This is a genomic window from uncultured Streptococcus sp. (assembly GCF_963525625.1).
In the GTDB taxonomy this organism is placed as follows: Bacteria; Bacillota; Bacilli; order Lactobacillales; family Streptococcaceae; genus Streptococcus.
This window is the reverse complement of record NZ_CAURLD010000004.1, coordinates 71,060-89,229: the sequence shown is the minus strand read 5'-3', so window position 1 is coordinate 89,229 and position 18,170 is coordinate 71,060. Positions and strand designations below refer to the sequence as shown.

17 protein-coding genes are annotated in these 18,170 nt (G+C 41.2%); 2 read left to right on the top strand and 15 right to left on the bottom strand.

Features of this window, described 5'->3' with window-relative positions; all coding sequences use genetic code 11:
- Positions 1-5 precede the first annotated feature (5 nt).
- A complete protein-coding gene (locus tag RYK49_RS03585) occupies positions 6-548 on the top strand; it encodes a DUF1307 domain-containing protein (protein ID WP_314830727.1) in 543 nt (180 codons plus the stop codon).
- Between the two features lie 83 nt (positions 549-631).
- Here the strand turns inward: RYK49_RS03585 and RYK49_RS03580 are convergent, their stop codons facing one another.
- From RYK49_RS03580 to RYK49_RS03520, 13 genes are all read right to left on the bottom strand, one after another.
- Positions 632-1,012 carry a PH domain-containing protein gene (locus tag RYK49_RS03580; RefSeq protein WP_032916189.1) on the bottom strand — a complete coding sequence of 127 codons (381 nt, stop codon included), beginning with the start codon at positions 1,010-1,012 and terminating at the stop codon, positions 632-634.
- A 90-nt stretch (positions 1,013-1,102) separates the two neighbouring features.
- On the bottom strand, positions 1,103-2,953 hold the full coding sequence (locus RYK49_RS03575) for a proline--tRNA ligase (protein ID WP_314830728.1): 1,851 nt from the start codon (positions 2,951-2,953) through the stop codon (positions 1,103-1,105).
- A gap of 65 nt (positions 2,954-3,018) precedes the next feature.
- Complete coding sequence (gene rseP / locus RYK49_RS03570; protein WP_011837532.1) at positions 3,019-4,275, bottom strand: RIP metalloprotease RseP; 1,257 nt, start codon at positions 4,273-4,275, stop codon at positions 3,019-3,021.
- A gap of 227 nt (positions 4,276-4,502) precedes the next feature.
- Entirely contained in the window at positions 4,503-5,306 is an 804-nt protein-coding gene (locus RYK49_RS03565) for a phosphatidate cytidylyltransferase (protein ID WP_314830729.1), read from the bottom strand.
- Between the two features lie 18 nt (positions 5,307-5,324).
- On the bottom strand, positions 5,325-6,074 hold the full coding sequence (locus RYK49_RS03560) for an isoprenyl transferase (RefSeq protein ID WP_314830730.1): 750 nt from the start codon (positions 6,072-6,074) through the stop codon (positions 5,325-5,327).
- Between the two features lie 240 nt (positions 6,075-6,314).
- Positions 6,315-6,650, bottom strand: a complete 336-nt coding sequence (yajC, locus tag RYK49_RS03555; RefSeq protein WP_002927941.1) for a preprotein translocase subunit YajC — start codon at positions 6,648-6,650, stop codon at positions 6,315-6,317.
- Positions 6,651-6,828: 178 nt separating this feature from the next.
- Complete coding sequence (gene tkt, locus RYK49_RS03550; protein WP_314830731.1) at positions 6,829-8,805, bottom strand: transketolase; 1,977 nt, start codon at positions 8,803-8,805, stop codon at positions 6,829-6,831.
- A gap of 373 nt (positions 8,806-9,178) precedes the next feature.
- Positions 9,179-9,436, bottom strand: coding sequence for a hypothetical protein (locus RYK49_RS03545; RefSeq protein WP_002927965.1), 258 nt, complete (start codon positions 9,434-9,436; stop codon positions 9,179-9,181).
- 199 nt (positions 9,437-9,635) lie between these two features.
- A complete protein-coding gene (locus RYK49_RS03540; protein WP_314864922.1) occupies positions 9,636-9,902 on the bottom strand; it encodes a type II CAAX prenyl endopeptidase Rce1 family protein in 267 nt (88 codons plus the stop codon).
- A 148-nt stretch (positions 9,903-10,050) separates the two neighbouring features.
- Positions 10,051-10,608: a DUF6036 family nucleotidyltransferase gene (locus RYK49_RS03535; RefSeq protein WP_314830732.1), complete on the bottom strand. Its 558-nt coding sequence runs from the start codon at positions 10,606-10,608 to the stop codon at positions 10,051-10,053.
- Positions 10,601-10,885 carry a hypothetical protein gene (locus tag RYK49_RS03530; protein ID WP_014713812.1) on the bottom strand — a complete coding sequence of 95 codons (285 nt, stop codon included), beginning with the start codon at positions 10,883-10,885 and terminating at the stop codon, positions 10,601-10,603. The genes RYK49_RS03535 and RYK49_RS03530 overlap by 8 nt, the downstream gene beginning before the upstream one ends.
- Positions 10,886-10,938: 53 nt before the next feature.
- The gene (locus RYK49_RS03525) at positions 10,939-11,376 is read right to left on the bottom strand and encodes a hypothetical protein (RefSeq protein WP_314830733.1); all 438 of its coding nucleotides are present in this window, start codon (positions 11,374-11,376) and stop codon (positions 10,939-10,941) included.
- On the bottom strand, positions 11,369-12,283 hold the full coding sequence (locus RYK49_RS03520) for an IS1595 family transposase (protein ID WP_314830734.1): 915 nt from the start codon (positions 12,281-12,283) through the stop codon (positions 11,369-11,371). The genes RYK49_RS03525 and RYK49_RS03520 overlap by 8 nt, the downstream gene beginning before the upstream one ends.
- Positions 12,284-12,571: 288 nt before the next feature.
- Here RYK49_RS03520 and RYK49_RS03515 point away from each other — a divergent pair, with 288 nt between their 5' ends.
- Positions 12,572-15,007, top strand: a complete 2,436-nt coding sequence (locus RYK49_RS03515) for an N-6 DNA methylase (protein WP_314830735.1) — start codon at positions 12,572-12,574, stop codon at positions 15,005-15,007.
- A gap of 54 nt (positions 15,008-15,061) precedes the next feature.
- Here RYK49_RS03515 and RYK49_RS03510 read toward each other — a convergent pair whose 3' ends face one another.
- Together RYK49_RS03510 and RYK49_RS03505 are read right to left on the bottom strand one after the other, a co-directional pair.
- A complete protein-coding gene (locus tag RYK49_RS03510) occupies positions 15,062-15,526 on the bottom strand; it encodes a hypothetical protein (protein WP_314830736.1) in 465 nt (154 codons plus the stop codon).
- 336 nt (positions 15,527-15,862) lie between these two features.
- Entirely contained in the window at positions 15,863-18,001 is a 2,139-nt protein-coding gene (locus RYK49_RS03505) for an ATP-dependent Clp protease ATP-binding subunit (protein WP_314830737.1), read from the bottom strand.
- Between the last annotated feature and the right edge of the window lie 169 nt (positions 18,002-18,170).

Here is an 18,170-nt window from a genome sequence, read left to right as displayed (position 1 = left end):
TAATTGTGAAGAAAATTTTACTAGCCAGCGCCTGTCTATTGACCCTGACTGCCTGCAGTATGCCTAATCAGAATCAGCAAGAAAACAAGCCCAAGCAAAATCAGAGTCAAAGCAAAGCCAAAGAAGAAAAGGTGAAGACAAAAACTTTTTCTAATAAAATCGATGAGTATTATACTAATTCAGTCAAGCTTTTCTATACCAAGGACAAGATCCTATCTTTTCAGCTAATTTCCAGCCAAGCTATCCCTGAAGATAATCAAAAAATGAGCGTAGAAGAACTAACAAAAATCTATAGAGAAGATCTTAAGAAAAGTCCCATGATTGAAGATCAAGAAAAGCTAAAAGGGCTTGAAATTCACGTTGAGATTTCCGAAGACAAGAAAAAAGCTATAGCCATTTTTGACTTTGACCTCAGCAAAATAGATCAAGAACAACTGATTCAGTCAGCAGGTGACTCTGAAAGCAGTCAAACTTTCTTCAAAAGACTCCAAGATAAACCGGATGTTGTCTTTGATTTTTTGAAGGGGCAAGGACTTAAAGAAGAATAAAAAAGCTTTCTGAGTGATTTAACTTTACTGTTAATGCTCAGAAGGCTTTTCTGTTTATTTTTAAATCCCAAAGGGGCAATATGCTATCTTAAGACTGCTTCTGCCAAGGCTTTTTGGATGGCGATGACGCTGCGATCGCTGGTAAATTGCAGGACTTCTGCTGGCTCTTGAGCGCTGGAAACCCAGATTTTCAGCTCAGCATCTAAGTCGAAATGTCCGGCTGTTTCTACTGAGAAGCGACTGATAGAGCGATAAGGAAAGGACTTATAAGAAGTCTTTTTGCCAGTCATTCCCTGCTTGTCGACCAAGATTAAACGCTTATCTGTAAAGACAATCAAGTCACGAATGAGGCTAAAAGCCAGTTCCACATTCTCTGTTGTTGTCAGAATATCCTCTAATTGTCTTTCTGTTTTTTCAATATCTTTCTGAGAGGCGTTGCCTAATAAACCGCCGAATAATCCCATCATTCGGTCCTCCAATCTATTTTTTCCTACTATAGCATTTTCACCTCCAATTAGCAAAAGAAAACTGCCAGATAAAACTAGCAGTTTAGTTTATTTTGTCAAAATAGACAAGGTTTCTAGCAGATTATCGGCATGGACTTCAATGGTATCGCCAGTAGCCTTAATCTTGACTTCGACAATGCCTTCGGCAGCTTTCTTACCAACTGTCACACGGATTGGAAGACCAATCAAATCGCTGTCGCTGAACTTAACACCAGCGCGCTCATTGCGATCATCCACCAAGACCTCATAACCAGCACTTAGCAAGTTAGCCTCGATTTGGTCAGTTAGAGCCAAGGCTTCCTCGTCCTTGACATTGACCGGAATCAAGTGCACATCAAATGGTGCCAGCTCTTTCGGGAAGTTGATGCCCCAAGCATAGCGGAATTCACCCTTAGGAGTTTTATTGACAAAGAGACGGGCATGCTGCTCCATAACAGCAGACAGGAGACGGCTGACACCGATACCGTAGCAACCCATAATCATTGGTACTGCTCGGCCATTTTCGTCCAAGACATTAGCATTCATGCTGTCAGAGTAGCGAGTTCCCAACTTAAATATGTGCCCAATCTCAATCCCGCGAGCAAACTTGAGGACACCTTGGCCATCCGGAGAAATTTCACCCTCACGAACTTCACGGATATCCACATACTCAGCGGTAAAGTCACGGCCTGGATTGACACCGGTCAAGTGGTAACCATCTTCGTTAGCGCCAACTACTGCGTTAGCTAGGTCTTGCACCTTGCGGTCAGCGATGATTCTCACGCCTTCTGGCAGATTGACTGGTCCTAGTGAGCCAAATCCCGCTCCCAAGAGCTGACGGACTTGATCTTCACTCGCCACATCAAAGAAATCCGCTGCCAAATGATTTTTCAGCTTGACTTCATTAAGCTGATCATTGCCGACCAAAAGTGCTACGACAGGAGACTCGTCAGCCATGTAAACCAAGGTCTTGATTGTCTGGCTTTCATCTAGCCCAAGGAAGGCAGCAACTTCGTCAATGGTCTTGCAGTCAGGCGTTGAAACGCGGACTACTTCTTCCTCAGTCACGACACGTCCTGCAGGCTTGTATTCATCCGTTGCCATTTCAAGGTTGGCAGCATAGCTAGACTCACTGGAGTAGGCAATAGTATCCTCACCAGATACCATCCAGCTGGTCAATTCTGTCCGAATAGCTTCCTGAACATCCTCAGGAATTTCATCAAAGCTGGCTACAGACTTGTCCAAGACAACCCAGCGATTCAAATCTGTCCGGTCTGGCGTAATAGCCATGAATTCTTGGCTGTCCTTGCCCCCCATGGCACCACCATCGCCGATAATGGCTTTGAAATCCAGCTCGCTGCGGGTAAAGATTTTCTCATAGGCAGACTTGTATTCATCATAAGCTACATCCAAGCTGTCATAGTTAGCGTGGAAACTGTAGGCATCTTTCATGATAAACTCACGCGTCCGCAAGAGCCCGTTACGAGGACGCTTTTCATCACGGTATTTAGGCTGAATCTGATAGAGATTGAGCGGCAGCTGTTTGTAGGATTTAACCGAATCACGGACGATAGCCGTAAAGGTTTCCTCATGGGTTGGCCCTAGGATAAAGTCTGATTTCTCACGATTTTTCAGCTTGTAGAGGTCTTCACCATAGGTCTCATAACGGCCAGACTCGCGCCAGAGGTCTGCACTGAGCAGGGCTGGCGCCAGCATCTCCACTGCACCAATCTTGTCAAACTCTTCCCGCATGATTCTTTTGGCTTTTTCAATCACGCGATTGGCCAGCGGCAGATAAGAATAGACCCCAGCTGAAACCTGACGGACATAGCCAGCCCGCAGCATCAGAGCGTGACTGATTACTTGAGCATCGCTAGGCATCTCACGCAGGGTTGGAATTAACATTTTACTTTGTTTCATAAAAACAAAACTCCTTGACTTTCATTGAATAATTTCTTTTTCATGGCTTCAAGAACCTTAGGCTCTTAGAAGAATAATTTCATAATATCGTTCCAGGTAACGGCAATCATCAGGATGACCATAATAGCCACTCCAGACAGAGTGATATAGGTCTCCGTTTCTCTTTTCAGCGGTTTTCTGCGGATAGCCTCCAGAATATTGAGGACGATTTTTCCGCCATCCAAGGCTGGAATGGGAATCAGGTTGAAAATACCGATATTGAGCGACAGCATGGCCAAAAGGCTGAGGACTGCTGGCAAGCCTTGCTCTGCAGCCTGACTGCTGAAATTGTAAATAGCGACTGGTCCACCCAGCTTATTGATATTGAAATTGAAGATGATATCTTTCAGAGCTGACAAAATACGAACCGTGGTAGACCAAGCTGCAGTAAATCCGCCAATGACCTTGTCCCAGAAGCCTGTCTTGACCGTTGGGGATACCCCTAGCAGATAACGATTGCCGTCTTTTTTAGGCTGTACGGTAATTTCTTTCGTTTCGCTGCCGTGCTTGTAGGTAACTGACAAGGTCGGCGCTTCCTTGCTCTTGCCTGTGATTTTCGCCAGAGCACTGGTTAGATCCGCCCAGTTGCTAATCTTATAGTCATTAATCTTAAGGATTTGATCGTTATTTTGAACCCCAGCAGCTGCTATAGCACTGCCATCCATAACTTGGAAATGATTGCTGTTTTCATCGCGAACGCCACCTTGAATAAAGGCCAGCAGCATAAATACCAGCACGCTCAGAATGAAGTTATTCATAGGCCCAGCAAAGTTGGTAATAAGACGACCCCAGATACTAGCATTCTGATACTGAACATCCAGCGGTGCAATCCGCACCTCAGTGCCGTCTTCTTCAACAATCGTTGCATCATGATCTACTGCATAAGTCTTGAGCTCGTCAAGGACCAGACCTGTGATTTCCAGCTTATCCTCAAAGTCAAAGCCGGTCACATTCATGGGCAGAGCTGTCTGGTCAACCTTTTTGCCAGAGAGATTGATGCGAACCACCTTGCCCTCTGCATCCAAGGTCAGACTAGCCGGTGTGCCCACCTTAATGTCAGTGGAGTCTTCCCCCCAGCCGGCCATGCGCACATAGCCCCCCAAGGGTAAAATCCGAATCGTATAGGCCGTCCCGTCTTTACCAATATGGGAGAAAATCTTAGGTCCCATACCGATAGCGAACTCTCTGACCAAAATGCCGGACTTCTTTGCAAAGTAGAAGTGTCCGAACTCATGGACCACCACAATGATCCCAAAAATAATAATAAAGGTTATAAACTGCATGGACTTCTATATTTTACCTTTCCTAGAAATCTTGTTTTTGCTTTTAAATCAAAGAAGGAGCAGAAAACGGCCAAATACCGAGCTTCCCGCCCCTGCATAGCTGACACTCTTGAAAATAGGATAGCGGCTCAGGTCAAACTTTTGAGCTCCAAATCCCAGTTCCTTCTCAGATTGTGCGGTCTTTGGACAAACTTGCCATCCCTTGCCTTCAGCTAGGCACGACTGTCTTAGAACAAGCCGAAGAAATGCATGAGCGGAAAGACAAAGAGAAGGCTGTCAAAGCGATCCAAGACACCGCCGTGGCCAGGAATGAATTTACCAGAATCCTTGACCCCGAAATGACGCTTGACTGAGCTTTCGACCAAATCACCCAACTGGCCGGCAATACTAAAGAGCACTGCCAGAATCAAAAAGACAAGGGCATTGTAAGGTGCGTAGACTTGCGGTCGAACCAACAGAAAGATTCCAGTCACTAGAACAGCTGATAGAATGCCGCCCAGGCTTCCTTCAATAGTCTTATTAGGAGAAACTCTCGGCGCCAGCTTTCTTTTACCGAAACGCACCCCAACCAGATAAGCTCCGCTGTCAGTAGCCCAGACGATAAAGAGAGCTAGCAGGACCTTGTCAATATTCATCAAGCGAGCATCAATCAAGGCATTAAAGCCAAGACCGACATAAAAACTAGCTGCAATCGGATAGGCCGCATCCTCAAAAGTGTAGTTGGAACCTAGCACAGTCGAAATCAACAGAAGGAAGACGACCAAGCCATAGGCCACGACATTGCCATCCACCGGCAGAAACTTCAGATAGTTCTCCAGAGGCAGGGTTAGGACAAAGGCTGCCAGCATGGCCAAGACGCCTTCGATGGTCGCTGTCGGCAGACCTTTCATTTGGAGAAATTCATGCACCGCCAACATAGCCAGCAGCCCCACAAAAATCTGAAAGATGACGCCTCCTGTCAATACCAGAGGAATAAAAATAGCAAGAGCGATTCCCCCAAAGATTAGACGTTTTTGTAAATTTTTACTCATACTCTTTTTCTTTCTCCCTTAAACACCGCCAAAGCGTCGATTCCGACGGCTGTATTCTGCAATTGCAGCCTTCAAAGCCTTTTCATCAAAGTCAGGCCAGAGAATATCGGTAAAATACAGCTCACTGTAGGCTGACTGCCAAGGCAGAAAATTGCTGAGACGCAGCTCTCCGCTGGTCCGAATCACCAGATCCGGATCGCGCAGCATCTTGGGCAAGTTGCTGGTATAGAGGTAGTTGCCAATGACTTCCTCTGTAATGTCGCCGGGACTGAGTTTGGCATCCAGAACATCCTGAGCAATCTCTTTAACAGCCTGATTGATCTCATATCGACCACCGTAGTTTAGGGCAAAATTGAGAATCAAACCTGTATTGAGCTTGGTCAGGCTTTCCGCCTTTTCCAAAGCTTCAAATGTCGCCTTAGGGAGCTTAGCCGTATCACCAATCATCTGAATCTTGACATTGTTCTTGTGAAGCTCCGGTACATAGCGGTCGTAAAATTCAACCGGCAGATTCATGATGAAGGAAACTTCCTTTTCCGGACGAGACCAATTTTCCGTTGAAAAGGCATAGACAGTCAAGACCTGAACACCCATTTCCTTGGCAGCAATCGTCACCTTTTGCAGGGTTTCCATGCCAGCCTTATGGCCGAACACACGCGGCTGCATCCTTTTTTTGGCCCAACGGCCGTTGCCGTCCATAATAGCAGCAATGTGCTTTGGAACATTCAGCGGTGCGTTCAGCTTTTCTTTTTTCTTAAAACCAAACATACTTTTTATCCTATTTAAAGTTTTGTCAGTTCATTATATCATAAATCCTTGGAATGTGGGCAATTCATCCGCTTTTTCAAGCCTGAGAGCATAAAATAAGGACAGAATGTCAACCGGAGAATCCAAACTCAGTTAAAACTCACCAGCTTGTCCAAACTGCAAGGCAGATAAGGTTGCAATCAAACACCTCCTAGCTACATGAACCAAAACAAAAAAACAGCCCGCAAGCTGTTTATTTCTTTACTCTTCAATCGCTGATTCTTCCTCGGGAAGGTCAACGCTTCCCTCACCGCCAGCAACAGCAGGAATCCCCTCAGTCAATGGCAGTACAGTCTTAATAGCTGTCAGTTCAAAGGTCAGGTAAACACCGTCCACATCTAGAACAACTGTCTTTTTATCTGTGTCCACTTCATCAACTGTTCCGTATAAACCACCGATAGTAATAACTTCATAACCCTTTTGCAGCTTGTTAAGACTTTCCATACGCTGCTGAGCCTGTTTCTTTTGGGCACGCATTTGGAAATAGGTCATCCCTATCAGTACAACCGCAAAGACAATAAGCATAGTTGGATTCATATATTTTCTCCTTCGAATGTCATATATGAACTACTATAGCAGATTTCCCTTATTTTTACAAGACGATTCTGACTTTTCAGGCAAAGTCCGTCTCAAGTCGGAGGAAGCGTGACTGACCTAACGACATTTTCTAAAAAAGCAAAAATCAGGATGACCTACACCCTGATTTTATGTCTTTTTATTTAAGATTTTTAACAACTTCTGCTACGTGCTCAACTGTAAAGCCGTATTCTTCCAGCACCTTGCCTGCTGGAGCAGATGCACCGAACTGGTCGATTCCGATAACTGCACCATCCAGACCGACATACTTGTACCAAGGCTGGCTAGCTGCCATCTCGATCGCTACGCGGCGACGAACTGCATTTGGCAGAATTTCTTCTTTGTAAGCTGCATCTTGAGCATCAAAAAGCTCTGTTGATGGTACGCTGACCACACGGATTTTAGCGCCTTCTGCTGCAAGTGCTTTAGCAGCTGCAACAGCCAAATTAACCTCAGAACCAGAAGCCAGCAAGATGGTATCGAAATCTGCTCCTGTTTCATAGACCACATAAGCACCTTTAGCTACCTTGTCAAAGTTTGTGCCTTCTTCAACTGTTAGATTTTGACGGGTCAAGACCAGAGCAGTCGGAGTAGATTGACTCTTAAGAGCCAGGTACCAAGCTGCCTGAGTTTCACGCGCATCTGCTGGGCGGAAAACAGTCAGGTTTGGAATGGCACGCAGACCAGCCAAGTGCTCAATCGGTTCGTGAGTTGGGCCGTCTTCACCTACTGCAATAGAGTCGTGAGTAAATACATAAGTCACTGGCAAACCTTGCAGGGCAGACAAACGGACAGCTGCCTTGACATAGTCTGAGAAGACGAAGAAGGTACCACCGTAAACGCGAAGACCACCATGAAGCGCCATACCGTTGAGAATTGTTCCCATAGCAAACTCGCGCACACCAAATTGGATATTGCGGTTGAGACGGTGGGCATCATCCTGCAGGCCGTCTTCCTTGATGTAGGTCATATTGGAATGAGCCAAGTCAGCAGAACCGCCGAGGAAAGTTGGAAGGACCTTAGCTGCTGCATTGAGGGCGTCCTGACTAGAATTACGGGTCGCTTGAGAGAAGCCATTTTCAAGTACTGGGAAATCTTCTGGCTTAATCTCTACTGGATCTTGACCAGCAATGATGGCTGTTACTTCTGCCGCCAATTCTGGATGGGCTTGCTTGTAGTCCTCTACTAACTGTTTCCAAGCATCGTAAGCCGCTGCACCACGCTCCGCTACATTTGTGCGGTAGTCAGCATAGACTTCCTCAGGAATTTCAAATGGCGCATAGTCCCAGCCCAAGGCTTGACGAGTAGCTTCTGCTTCTTCTGCTCCAAGAGGCGCGCCGTGAACTGCATTAGTTCCTTGCTTGTTTGGAGAACCGTAACCGATAACTGTCTTGACTTCAATCAAAGATGGCTTGCCGGAAGCTTTAGCTTCATTGATAGCTGCATCAATCGCTTCAAGATCTGTTCCGTCTTCCACCAAGGCAGTATGCCAACCATAGGCTTCATAGCGGGCACGAACATCTTCTGTAAAGGAATCCTTGGTCTCTCCATCGAGGTTGATATTATTTGAATCATAGAGAACAACCAACTTGTCCAGTTTTTGCAGACCAGCATAAGAAGCAGCTTCAGCTGAAACCCCCTCCATCAAATCGCCGTCACCACAGATGACATAAGTATAATGGTCGAAAATTGGATAGCCATCACGATTATACTTGGCAGCCAAGAAACGCTCTGCCTGAGCAAATCCAGTAGCTGTAGAAATACCCTGTCCCAGTGGGCCAGTAGTGGCATCGACACCAGCCGTGTGGCCAAACTCTGGGTGACCAGGTGTCTTAGAAGCCCATTGGCGGAAGTTTTTGATTTCGTCCATGCTGACATCTTTAAAGCCAGACAGATGAAGCAAAGCATAAAGCAACATAGAGCCATGTCCTGCAGACAGGACGAAGCGGTCGCGGTTAATCCAGTTTGGCTGTTCTGGATTAATACGCAGTTGTTTAGTAAACAAGTCGTAAGCCATCGGCGCAGCGCCCATGACTACGCCAGGGTGACCTGACTTAGACTTTTCAATCGCGTCAATCCCTAAAAAGCGAATGGCATTAACTGATAATTGTGACATTGGATTCTCCTTATTTTTACTATGACCTGTTCTGACATCAGAACAGGATAAACAATGGTCGTAGAAACGAAAAATTGTCTCATGTCTATTATATGAAAATTATCCCTATATCGCAAGATAGGGATAATTTTTATATAATAGATTAATTATAAATCTTGAAAGCGGTAACAAAAAGACCAAGAATTACACAGGTGACTGTTCACTCTTGGACTGTCAAAAAAATCTGCCCCTAAGGACAGAAAAAAGTAAGAAAGTGAGCATCGCAGCTCCTAAATTCGACGACGCTCCTGGCTTGTCTCATCAAGAGGCATAGAAAAACCCAGATATCCAAATGGTTAGCTGGGTTAGGGTTGAGCTACATCATAGTTTTAGACTATCCTGCGGCCTTGTGATGAATGGTGATGCCATATTTTTCATGGTTTTCTTCATACCAATTAATTAAGGCCATCGCAGTTTGATAAGTAATGTTCTTAATCTTACTGGTTCCTTTAGTTAAGGTCAGGATACTCATCTTGCTGATGTTTGCATCCGTCGCAATCCGATAACTAGTTAAGGTTCCATTAACTAACAACTGAACAACAGCCTCGACTTTCCTGTAGTCAGGCATTGTTGTAATATCCAACTTTTTCATAATTAAATCCTCTCCTAAAATTTAATTTACTAATCCATTATACACTTTTTTCTGACATTTACATATATAAAAACTTGAAAATGTACAAAAAAATTAGAACATAATTCATTGAAATGTCAACTTTTCCTGTTTTATAGACTTTTGAGAGTCTTTTGCCTCTATTAAGATAGAAAAAAAGAATTAATATTATCTTCTTTTCTTACTTTGTTAGATCGCCTTTCCGTATTATGTTGTGCATAATTACCAGTGGCCAGACAGACTTAGTAATTCTAAAAATCTCTGTATACATGACAGTCCAGCATGCAACAGTTATCATCCCAATAAGGAAGAATGTAAACCTTCCAACCGGCAAGGTATTTTGGATTTCTCTCTCAGACAGAAACTTCATAATGTAAGGCAGATGCCAAATCCACCAGATAAAGCCAACAAGTAGATATAGTTTTAAGTCGGATAATTTTAATTTGATTAATTGATTGGTAAGATATGCCCTCCAAACAGATTCTTCAAAAATATTTGGGAACTATATACCTGTTTACACTGACCACAAAATGGAGTGCTTCCGAAAATATACAAAAAGGCGACTTCCGAAATGGAAATCGTCTTTTAATGTGATGTCAATAATATTTTCTAAGTTTATCTTGATTTTCTTTGAAAAAGTTCTCTAACCAATCCATGCCATAAGCATAGCTAAAACCTTCTAGGAGAACTGAGAAGTCAATACTATCAAAGCCCATTTTTTTCAAACCATCAAAGGTGTTGAATGGCGAACGAAAATGCTTGTATTTAATAATCGCACCAATATCTTTTAAATCCTGCTCTCTAGTACTCACCATCTTCATTCCCAACACATACTCAATCGGGGTTGCTAAAACCGTTAGATTCTCAAACGAGTATAAGGTTTCACATAAACTTAACGGCGGCTGTTTGTTCATATTTGCCACATTATTGTTGAGCCATAGCTCTTCGTGAGTGTTAAGATTAAACTCTTGTCCGACACGAGCGATAATTTCATTGATTTTTTGGCTTTCTTCATAAAAAGCATCCACATCTTGCGTTGCACGCAAACCATGATATTCCAAGACATAGCCACCAACACAGATAATGGTCAAAGTAAGATTTGCCTGAACCAATTCCTTATTCAAGGCTTCAAAGACAGGTTTCATTTTATCCATGTTTATATTTCTCCATCATTTTTTGAACATTGGCTAATTTAGCTGGCTTATTTAATGAAATCACATATTCATGAGTTGGTGTGTGCTCTTGAATGGCATACTTTAAGCTAACCTTTTGAAAATCAGTTAATTCTTTGGAGACTAGTAATTTCTCAACATCCTCATTTGTTAAATAAGAATGGTCTTCAAAAATGACTTTTCGCAAATAACGAAACCAATGACTTGCATTGAAACGTGATTGCTTGGATGCATTTATCATATAATCATACCAATCCATCATCTTCCTCCTGTAAGATTTAGTTCATGTTATTGTCGTTTATATTTAAAAGTCTAACTTTTTCTCTTTCTTAACTGTTTATCTTCTTTAGGATTATAATTCAAAGCCTGTTGTAGTTTCAAATCAAAATCAGAAAGTTCTAGTTTTTCCTCCTCAAAAGGAATATCGGGAAGTTTAAAACGAAATTTTTTATAAAAGAAAGTGTTGAACTCCTCTTTGTTATCTGAAATATCTACTAGAGTATCTAGTTCGGAAAGTCGATTCTGTATGCTGATTTTTGTAATATCGTCGAGCTTTTGGTAAATTGCATAATACGATAAATCTTGGAAAAATTTCCGATGCGATTTAACAACTGCCTGAGTATAAGGGCAATTATAATAACTGAGATATTTTTTGTAAAAATTATCAGATAGAGAAATTTGGTAATCTACTAAATTATTGTCAATCGTTTTGGAAACTGTTCGCTCCATTTCTGCATGTAGTTTATCCATGGATTAGCTCCTTGTATTTTGTACGAACTCCTGAAGATGCTAGTAGAAGATTGAAGCGGTCATTATCCGCCATACTACGAGTATTATAGCGGAATACAAATTCATCCACGTAGTCCTGCAAATGCTTCTTAGACCATGAATGGTAAATTCCTAATACCCCTCGTTTAAGCCCTGCCCAGAAACCTTCAATCGTGTTTGTATAAATATCATCAATGACATACTCATGAGCACCATGGTTTACAAAAGCGTGGTCATACATCTTCGCAACTTTATTATAACCTAACCATTCATCAGTGTAAAGTTGAGCGGTATCTTTAACAAATTTAACGACTTGTTCTGTCAGAGTTTTTATACCTGTATCACTTACTTTATAAGCATTTAATTTTCCTTCTCGTGCAACCATACCGACAACTGGAGTTTTATCTTTTAGAGAACGACCTTGTGCATTTTTGACCTTTTTAGAATTATGACGATTCTTATTTTTACCACCAATATAGGTTTCATCTACTTCGACAGTTCCGTCCAACTCATTGTTATTTTCTGAACCAAAACATCTACGAATACGCTCCAGCATAAACCAAGCTGTTTTCTGAGTAACATTAATATCTTTTGAAAGTTGAACTGAAGAAATGCCTTTTTTATGAGAAGTCACCATCCAAATAGCGATAAACCATTTTTGAAGAGAGACTTTAGTGTTATCGAACATCGTACCAGTTTTAACGCTAAAATATTTACCAGTATTCTTGCACCTATATTTACCATTCTTGCATTTATAAACCTTAGATGTTTCATCAAAAGGACTGACTACATAGCCATTCCAACGAATTTTTTCTAAATGTTGTTCACAATGATAATCACTTGGGAAAGCATTCATCAAATCGTACAATGACCTAAACTCACCTAACATCTCTCTGCTCCTTTTATATTGTAAATCCATTATATCATTTAAAACATAAAAATCAACAAAATGGTGTAAAATTGGGTATAATTCTTTTCAAAACTAGTATTTTGTGATATAATAGTATTGTTATATAAGCAAGGAGAAAAATATGACAGAAATCAAATCAAATCAAATCAAATCAAATCAAATCAAGCTGATTATGTAGCTACTCAGCCTTTTTGTCAACCCCTTTTGAAGACTTTTTCACGTTTGTGTGAGAAGGTCTTTTCTGTTATCAGAAATGAGGTGGCGTAAATGGTTAGAAAAGATAAGATAGTTACACCAAGCGTCACTCAAAAACTTCAAGAATTAGGTTATAATGTTTCTGATTGGGATGATAGCCAGACAGAATCAAAATTAACAAGTGAAATAATTGAAGTTCTATCGCACTCTTCTAAGGAAATGAACGGGAAAAATGGTATTCCTGATAGAATTTACTGTAATAAGGAAAAAAGATTATTAATTCTTGTTGAAGAAAAACCAACAATACAGGAACACGAATTAGATAGTATCAAAAAAGGATGTGTAGAAGGACTCAAATGGTATCTAAGTAAATTTGCGATTAAAGAGTTCTCCACGTGGAAAGTTGTTGGAATTGCTGTTAGCGGGGATGTGTATGATGAGTACAAGCATAAGTTTAGCTGCTATTATATAGACACAAAACAAAATATCAAATATATTGACAAGGTGTCTAATTTTCTTACTGAGACGGAATTTTTGGCACTATTCAACAACCTTGACGAAGAAAAAGCGATTGAAGATATAACAAAAGTAAGTAAGAAGGTAAATAATCTGTTACGGTCAATTGATTCGCAAAAACGACCTACACTACTTGCTGTACTAATGATTTGTCTCTACAATAAATCTGAGAATTTTTACAATAATTTTCCCGATTTATACCCTAGCTATACTCCAATTCAAATACTTGATAACCTATATCCTACGGTAAAGGGAATTTTAGAAAAAGAAGGTATTCCTGAAAATAAACTGAGAGCTTTAGAAGGAGAGTTGGGTTCAATAAAAACAGATGTAAATTTGCAAAACACTGCAATTCTTAAACAAATTCTAGATGAGTTGAATCAAAAAGTCATCCCACTGTTTAATAATCATTTCTCAACCAATTCAAACTATGATATTATGGGTAAATTTTATGAAGAATTTCTAAAATTTGCAGGAGTATCTAACGTAAAGAAAGGGATTGTGCTAACCCCAAGGCATATAACTGGCTTATTTACAAAACTCATACCCTTAAAAGCAAACGATGTAATTTTAGACCTTTGTTGTGGTACTGGTGCATTTTTGATTGCTGGAATGAATAAACTACTATCTATACAGGGTGCAGATGAAAAAAACATAAAAGAAAATCAGTTACTCGGATTTGAAATTAATTCTACAATGTATATTTGTGCTATCTCAAATATGCTGTTCAGAGGAGATGGAAAATCTAGAATATACAATCTGGATTCTGTTAATGATAAAGAAGCTGACAAAATTTTAGAAGAAGTAAAACCGACGATTGGATTTATCAATCCGCCATATTCAGGTAAAGAAAACAAGGATGACCCTACTCCAAAAGAAATAACATTCTTGAAAAAACTGTTAGACAATTGTTCAAGGTATGGGGTGGTAATTGCTCCATTATCAATGTACTTCAAGGATAAATCGCTTAGAAATAAGATTCTATCTAAGCATACTTTGAAATATGTCATCAATATGCCAAAAGACCTATTTCAACCTAACGCTTCAACCAGTACAGCAATAGCTGTTTTTGAAACACATCTTCCTCACGATTATAATAATGATGTTGTTTTTTATGATTTGAAAAATGATGGTTTTATATTATCCAAAAACAAGGGTAGAACAGATATATACGACCATTGGAATGATATTGAAGAAAAACTACTCAATGAACTTATTCACGGAAATACATCGGATGGGTACAACATTATTCGAACTAAAATCAAAAAAGGTGATGAATGGACAGTATATGCTCATTCTCGAACAAACTATGATGAGTTATCCAATAGGGATTTTGTTAAGACTATATCTGATTACCTTCTTTATCGTTCAAAACAAGAATTGTCGTTACTTGAAGAAACGGGACTATCAGAATTTCAAGAAATAAATTTACTTTCAAATTTTGTAGGTGAAAAATTGAGTAATTCAACGACTATATTTCCTGCACCCGATAAAAATATTGATGAAATAAATTGGGATTACTTCAATATAAACAAAGTTTTTGATAATATTGAAGGAACAAAAGGAGCTACTACTTTTGACCTCATTCAAGGCATGGATATTCCATATATTGCAGCTAAGAAAAAAGACAATGGGTTTGATAGATTTGTCTCAAAAGAAGGAAATGAAGAGTATATTTCTAATGGAAACGGAATAGTTTTTGTGAACTTGGGTGATGGAAGCGGAGGATATTCAACATATCAACCAGAACCATTCATAGGAATGAATGGTAAAACTTCTGTTGGATATAGCGAGCATTTGAACAAGTATACTGCAATGTTTTTGATAACTATTTTAGACAAAGAACGTTACAAATATTCTTTCGGTAGAAGCTGGAGTGGAGAACGTTTCAAAAACACAGAGTTATATCTCCCCAAAAATAATCTCGGAGAGATAGATTGGCTTTATATAGAAGAATATATAAAAAGTTTACCCTACGCAAATTTAATTTAATAAAAAGACGATTTCCTCAATTTGGAAGTCGCCTTTTTTAATATTGTCGAAATACTACATATTGTGGTTGTGTAAACAGATATATAGTTCCCAAATATTTTTTATGAATTGAGTCCCTACATGTGTAAGCAAGATTCCAAGATAGACCATGAGCTCAACCTTCACATCTGTCACTCTGATGCCTTGCGTCATCAGCCCCAATAATATCACTATTATCGTAACAAAAGGGTAGACTAAAAAACTAACAAGGTATAATTTTTTGTTATGTTTAAAATTAATGGAAAACCCTGCCTCTTTCCAGCCGTCTCGGCCAAAGCTTCGGAGAAAGATGGTACAGATTAACGGAGTTACCAGCCAGATCAGCATCCCTAAAGAGCCGCTTCCTATATCTGTTCCAATATTTTCGTAATGAGCTTGGCCAGTTACTTTATCAACAACATAACCAATCCAGCCACATAGGGTGCTGAAGAATGCAAAGATAATGACATTGCGCTTAATTGTAGTTATGGACTGTTTCATAGCAGTCTCCTTTCGTCAAAAAATTATTCCTCTCTCTTATTTGAGAGAAGCTAGGTTGATTCGAGTCATCAACTGCTTCGGCAATATCAAAACTTTGTTTCATTTTACCGATACCTTCTAAGCAAGCCTGGCTTTTCATCAGCATCAGATTTCAATACTTTATATACCTAATAGTAACATTTCTTTTAGGTGCTGTCAAGAAGAATTTAGTTGAGATTTTGGGATAAATGCTAATTTATTTCCAGAAAGGGGAGATATTTGAATTCCTACTCAACAAAAAAGACCTGCCTTCATCTAAGAAGGAGGTCTTTGAAAACTTAATTAACTTAGTAAGCTTTATTCTGCCTGCTTGTCTTCTTCAGATGCGGCAGCGCCTTTTTCCCGGATAACCAAGACACCATCTTCCAAATCGGCCGTCAAGTGCTTAGCATCTAGATTATCCAAGTGGAAGTCAGTCACCTTGTCACGAATTTGCTGCTCGATGACACGACGGAGCGGACGAACACCCATGACCTTGTCATAACCAGCATCGCGCAGGAATTCTTTAGCTGCATCAGATACAGCCAAATCAATTTCTTTCTTGCTCAAGGTTTGATTTACTTCGATCAGCATGAGATTCACAATCTCCATCAAATCTTCTTTCTTGAGATGAGAGAACTCAATAACCGCGTTAAAACGATTGAGGAACTCTGGACGGAAATAAGCTTTGAGTCGATCCATTAGATCAGGCTTTTCTGCATCCTCTTCCAAGCCTGCTTCATAGCCAAATCCGGCATTGGAAGTCGCAATGATGACCGTGTTCTTGAAGTTGACGGTATTCCCTTGACCATCTGTCAAGCGACCATCATCCAGAACTTGAAGGAGAAGGGTAATCACCTGTGGATCCGCCTTTTCAATCTCATCCAAGAGAATGATAGAGTAAGGATTGCGGCGCACACGCTCGGTCAGGGTATTACTGTTATCATCATAGCCGACATAGCCTGCAGTGGTACCAATCAGCTTGGAAACAGCAGTCCGGTCGGAGTATTCTGACATATCCAGACGGATGATGGCTTCCTTGGTACCGAACATATCCAAAGCCAGTTGCTTAGCCAACTCAGTCTTGCCGACACCTGTCGGACCAACGAAGAGGAAGCTGCCAATTGGACGGTTGCCTTCATCAAATCCTGCACGGTTACGGCGTATAGCTCTAGCCACGGCTTCTACAGCCTTGTTTTGACCAATCACCTTAGCTTTGAGGCGGTCATTCATGCCCTTAAGGCGCTCAATGTCGCTGGCTCCCATTTGAGATACCGGCACACCCGTCATCCGTTCAACAGACTCTGCTACGTCGTTGACTGTAGCCGTCACCTTCATGTCCTCAGTGTGGTTTTGAATTTTCTTTTCCAGCTCTTCAATGCGGGTCTTGGCATTCAGAGCTGCTTCATAATCTTCTTTCTCAACAGCTGCTTCCTGCTTGTCTTTTTGCTCAGCAATCTCATGTTCCACCGCATGAACATCGGTTACTGGATGCTGGGCTGCCAAGTGGGCAGCAGTCACATCGACCAGGTCAATCGCCTTGTCTGGCAGGCTCCGTTGTGGAATATACTGGACAGAGTAGTCCACAGCAGCTTTCAGCACTTCATCCGGCAGGATGACATTGTGGTGCTTTTCGTACAGGTCCCGAATACCTCGAAGGATCTGATAGGTATCTTCGGCAGACGGTGCATTGACCTTTACTTCATTGAAACGACGAGCCAAAGCAGCATTTTTAAGGATGGTATTGCGGTACTCATCCTGAGTAGTCGCCCCGATAACGGTCAATTCACCACGAGAAAGCGCTGGTTTGAGAATATCCGCCATGCCCTTAGAGCCACTATCTCCACCGATAGATCCTGCTCCTAGGATTTGATGGATTTCATCAAAGAAGAGGATAATGTTGCCGGCTTCCTTGACTTCATTGACCAAGTTTTGGATGTTTTCTTCAAAGCTACCACGATACTGGGTACCAGCTTCCAGACCAGAAATATCAACAGAAATAATTTCCTTGTTCTTGATGGCCGCTGGCACATCACCATTGACGATAGCTTGAGCCAATCCTTCTACGACAGCTGTCTTACCAACTCCGGCATCACCGACCAATACAGGATTATTCTTAGTCCGACGAGAAAGGATTTCAGCTGTTTCTTGGATTTCCTTATTGCGCCCAATGACTGGATCTAACTTACCATCACGCGCTTCTTGGGTCAGATTGCGACCTAGCTTAGCCAGGATACCATCCTGCTTAGGTCCCTGAGCAGCAGTCTGGCTAGTCTGCTCACCCGCTCCTTGACCGGGGAGCTTGCCAGTAGCTCGGTACTGAGCAAACTCTTCCGGTGTGACCTCTCTACCATTAATCAAGTAGCGCCGGTGTTCGCTGTTGTAGCCGCCCATGCGCCCCATGAGTTGGTTGAAAAGGTCGTCCATATTGTTAAAATTGTTGTAGTTGTTGTTCATAGCATTGCCTCACTTTTCTTCATTTTTTGCTTTACATAATTTTTATTTTTACCAAAATTTCAGATAAGAAATCTTTTCCTTACCTACTATAAATATTCATTTGGGAGACTTTCTCCTATCTATTATTTTACATAACTTATTCGATTTTCAAAAATCAAGACTGAGTCAG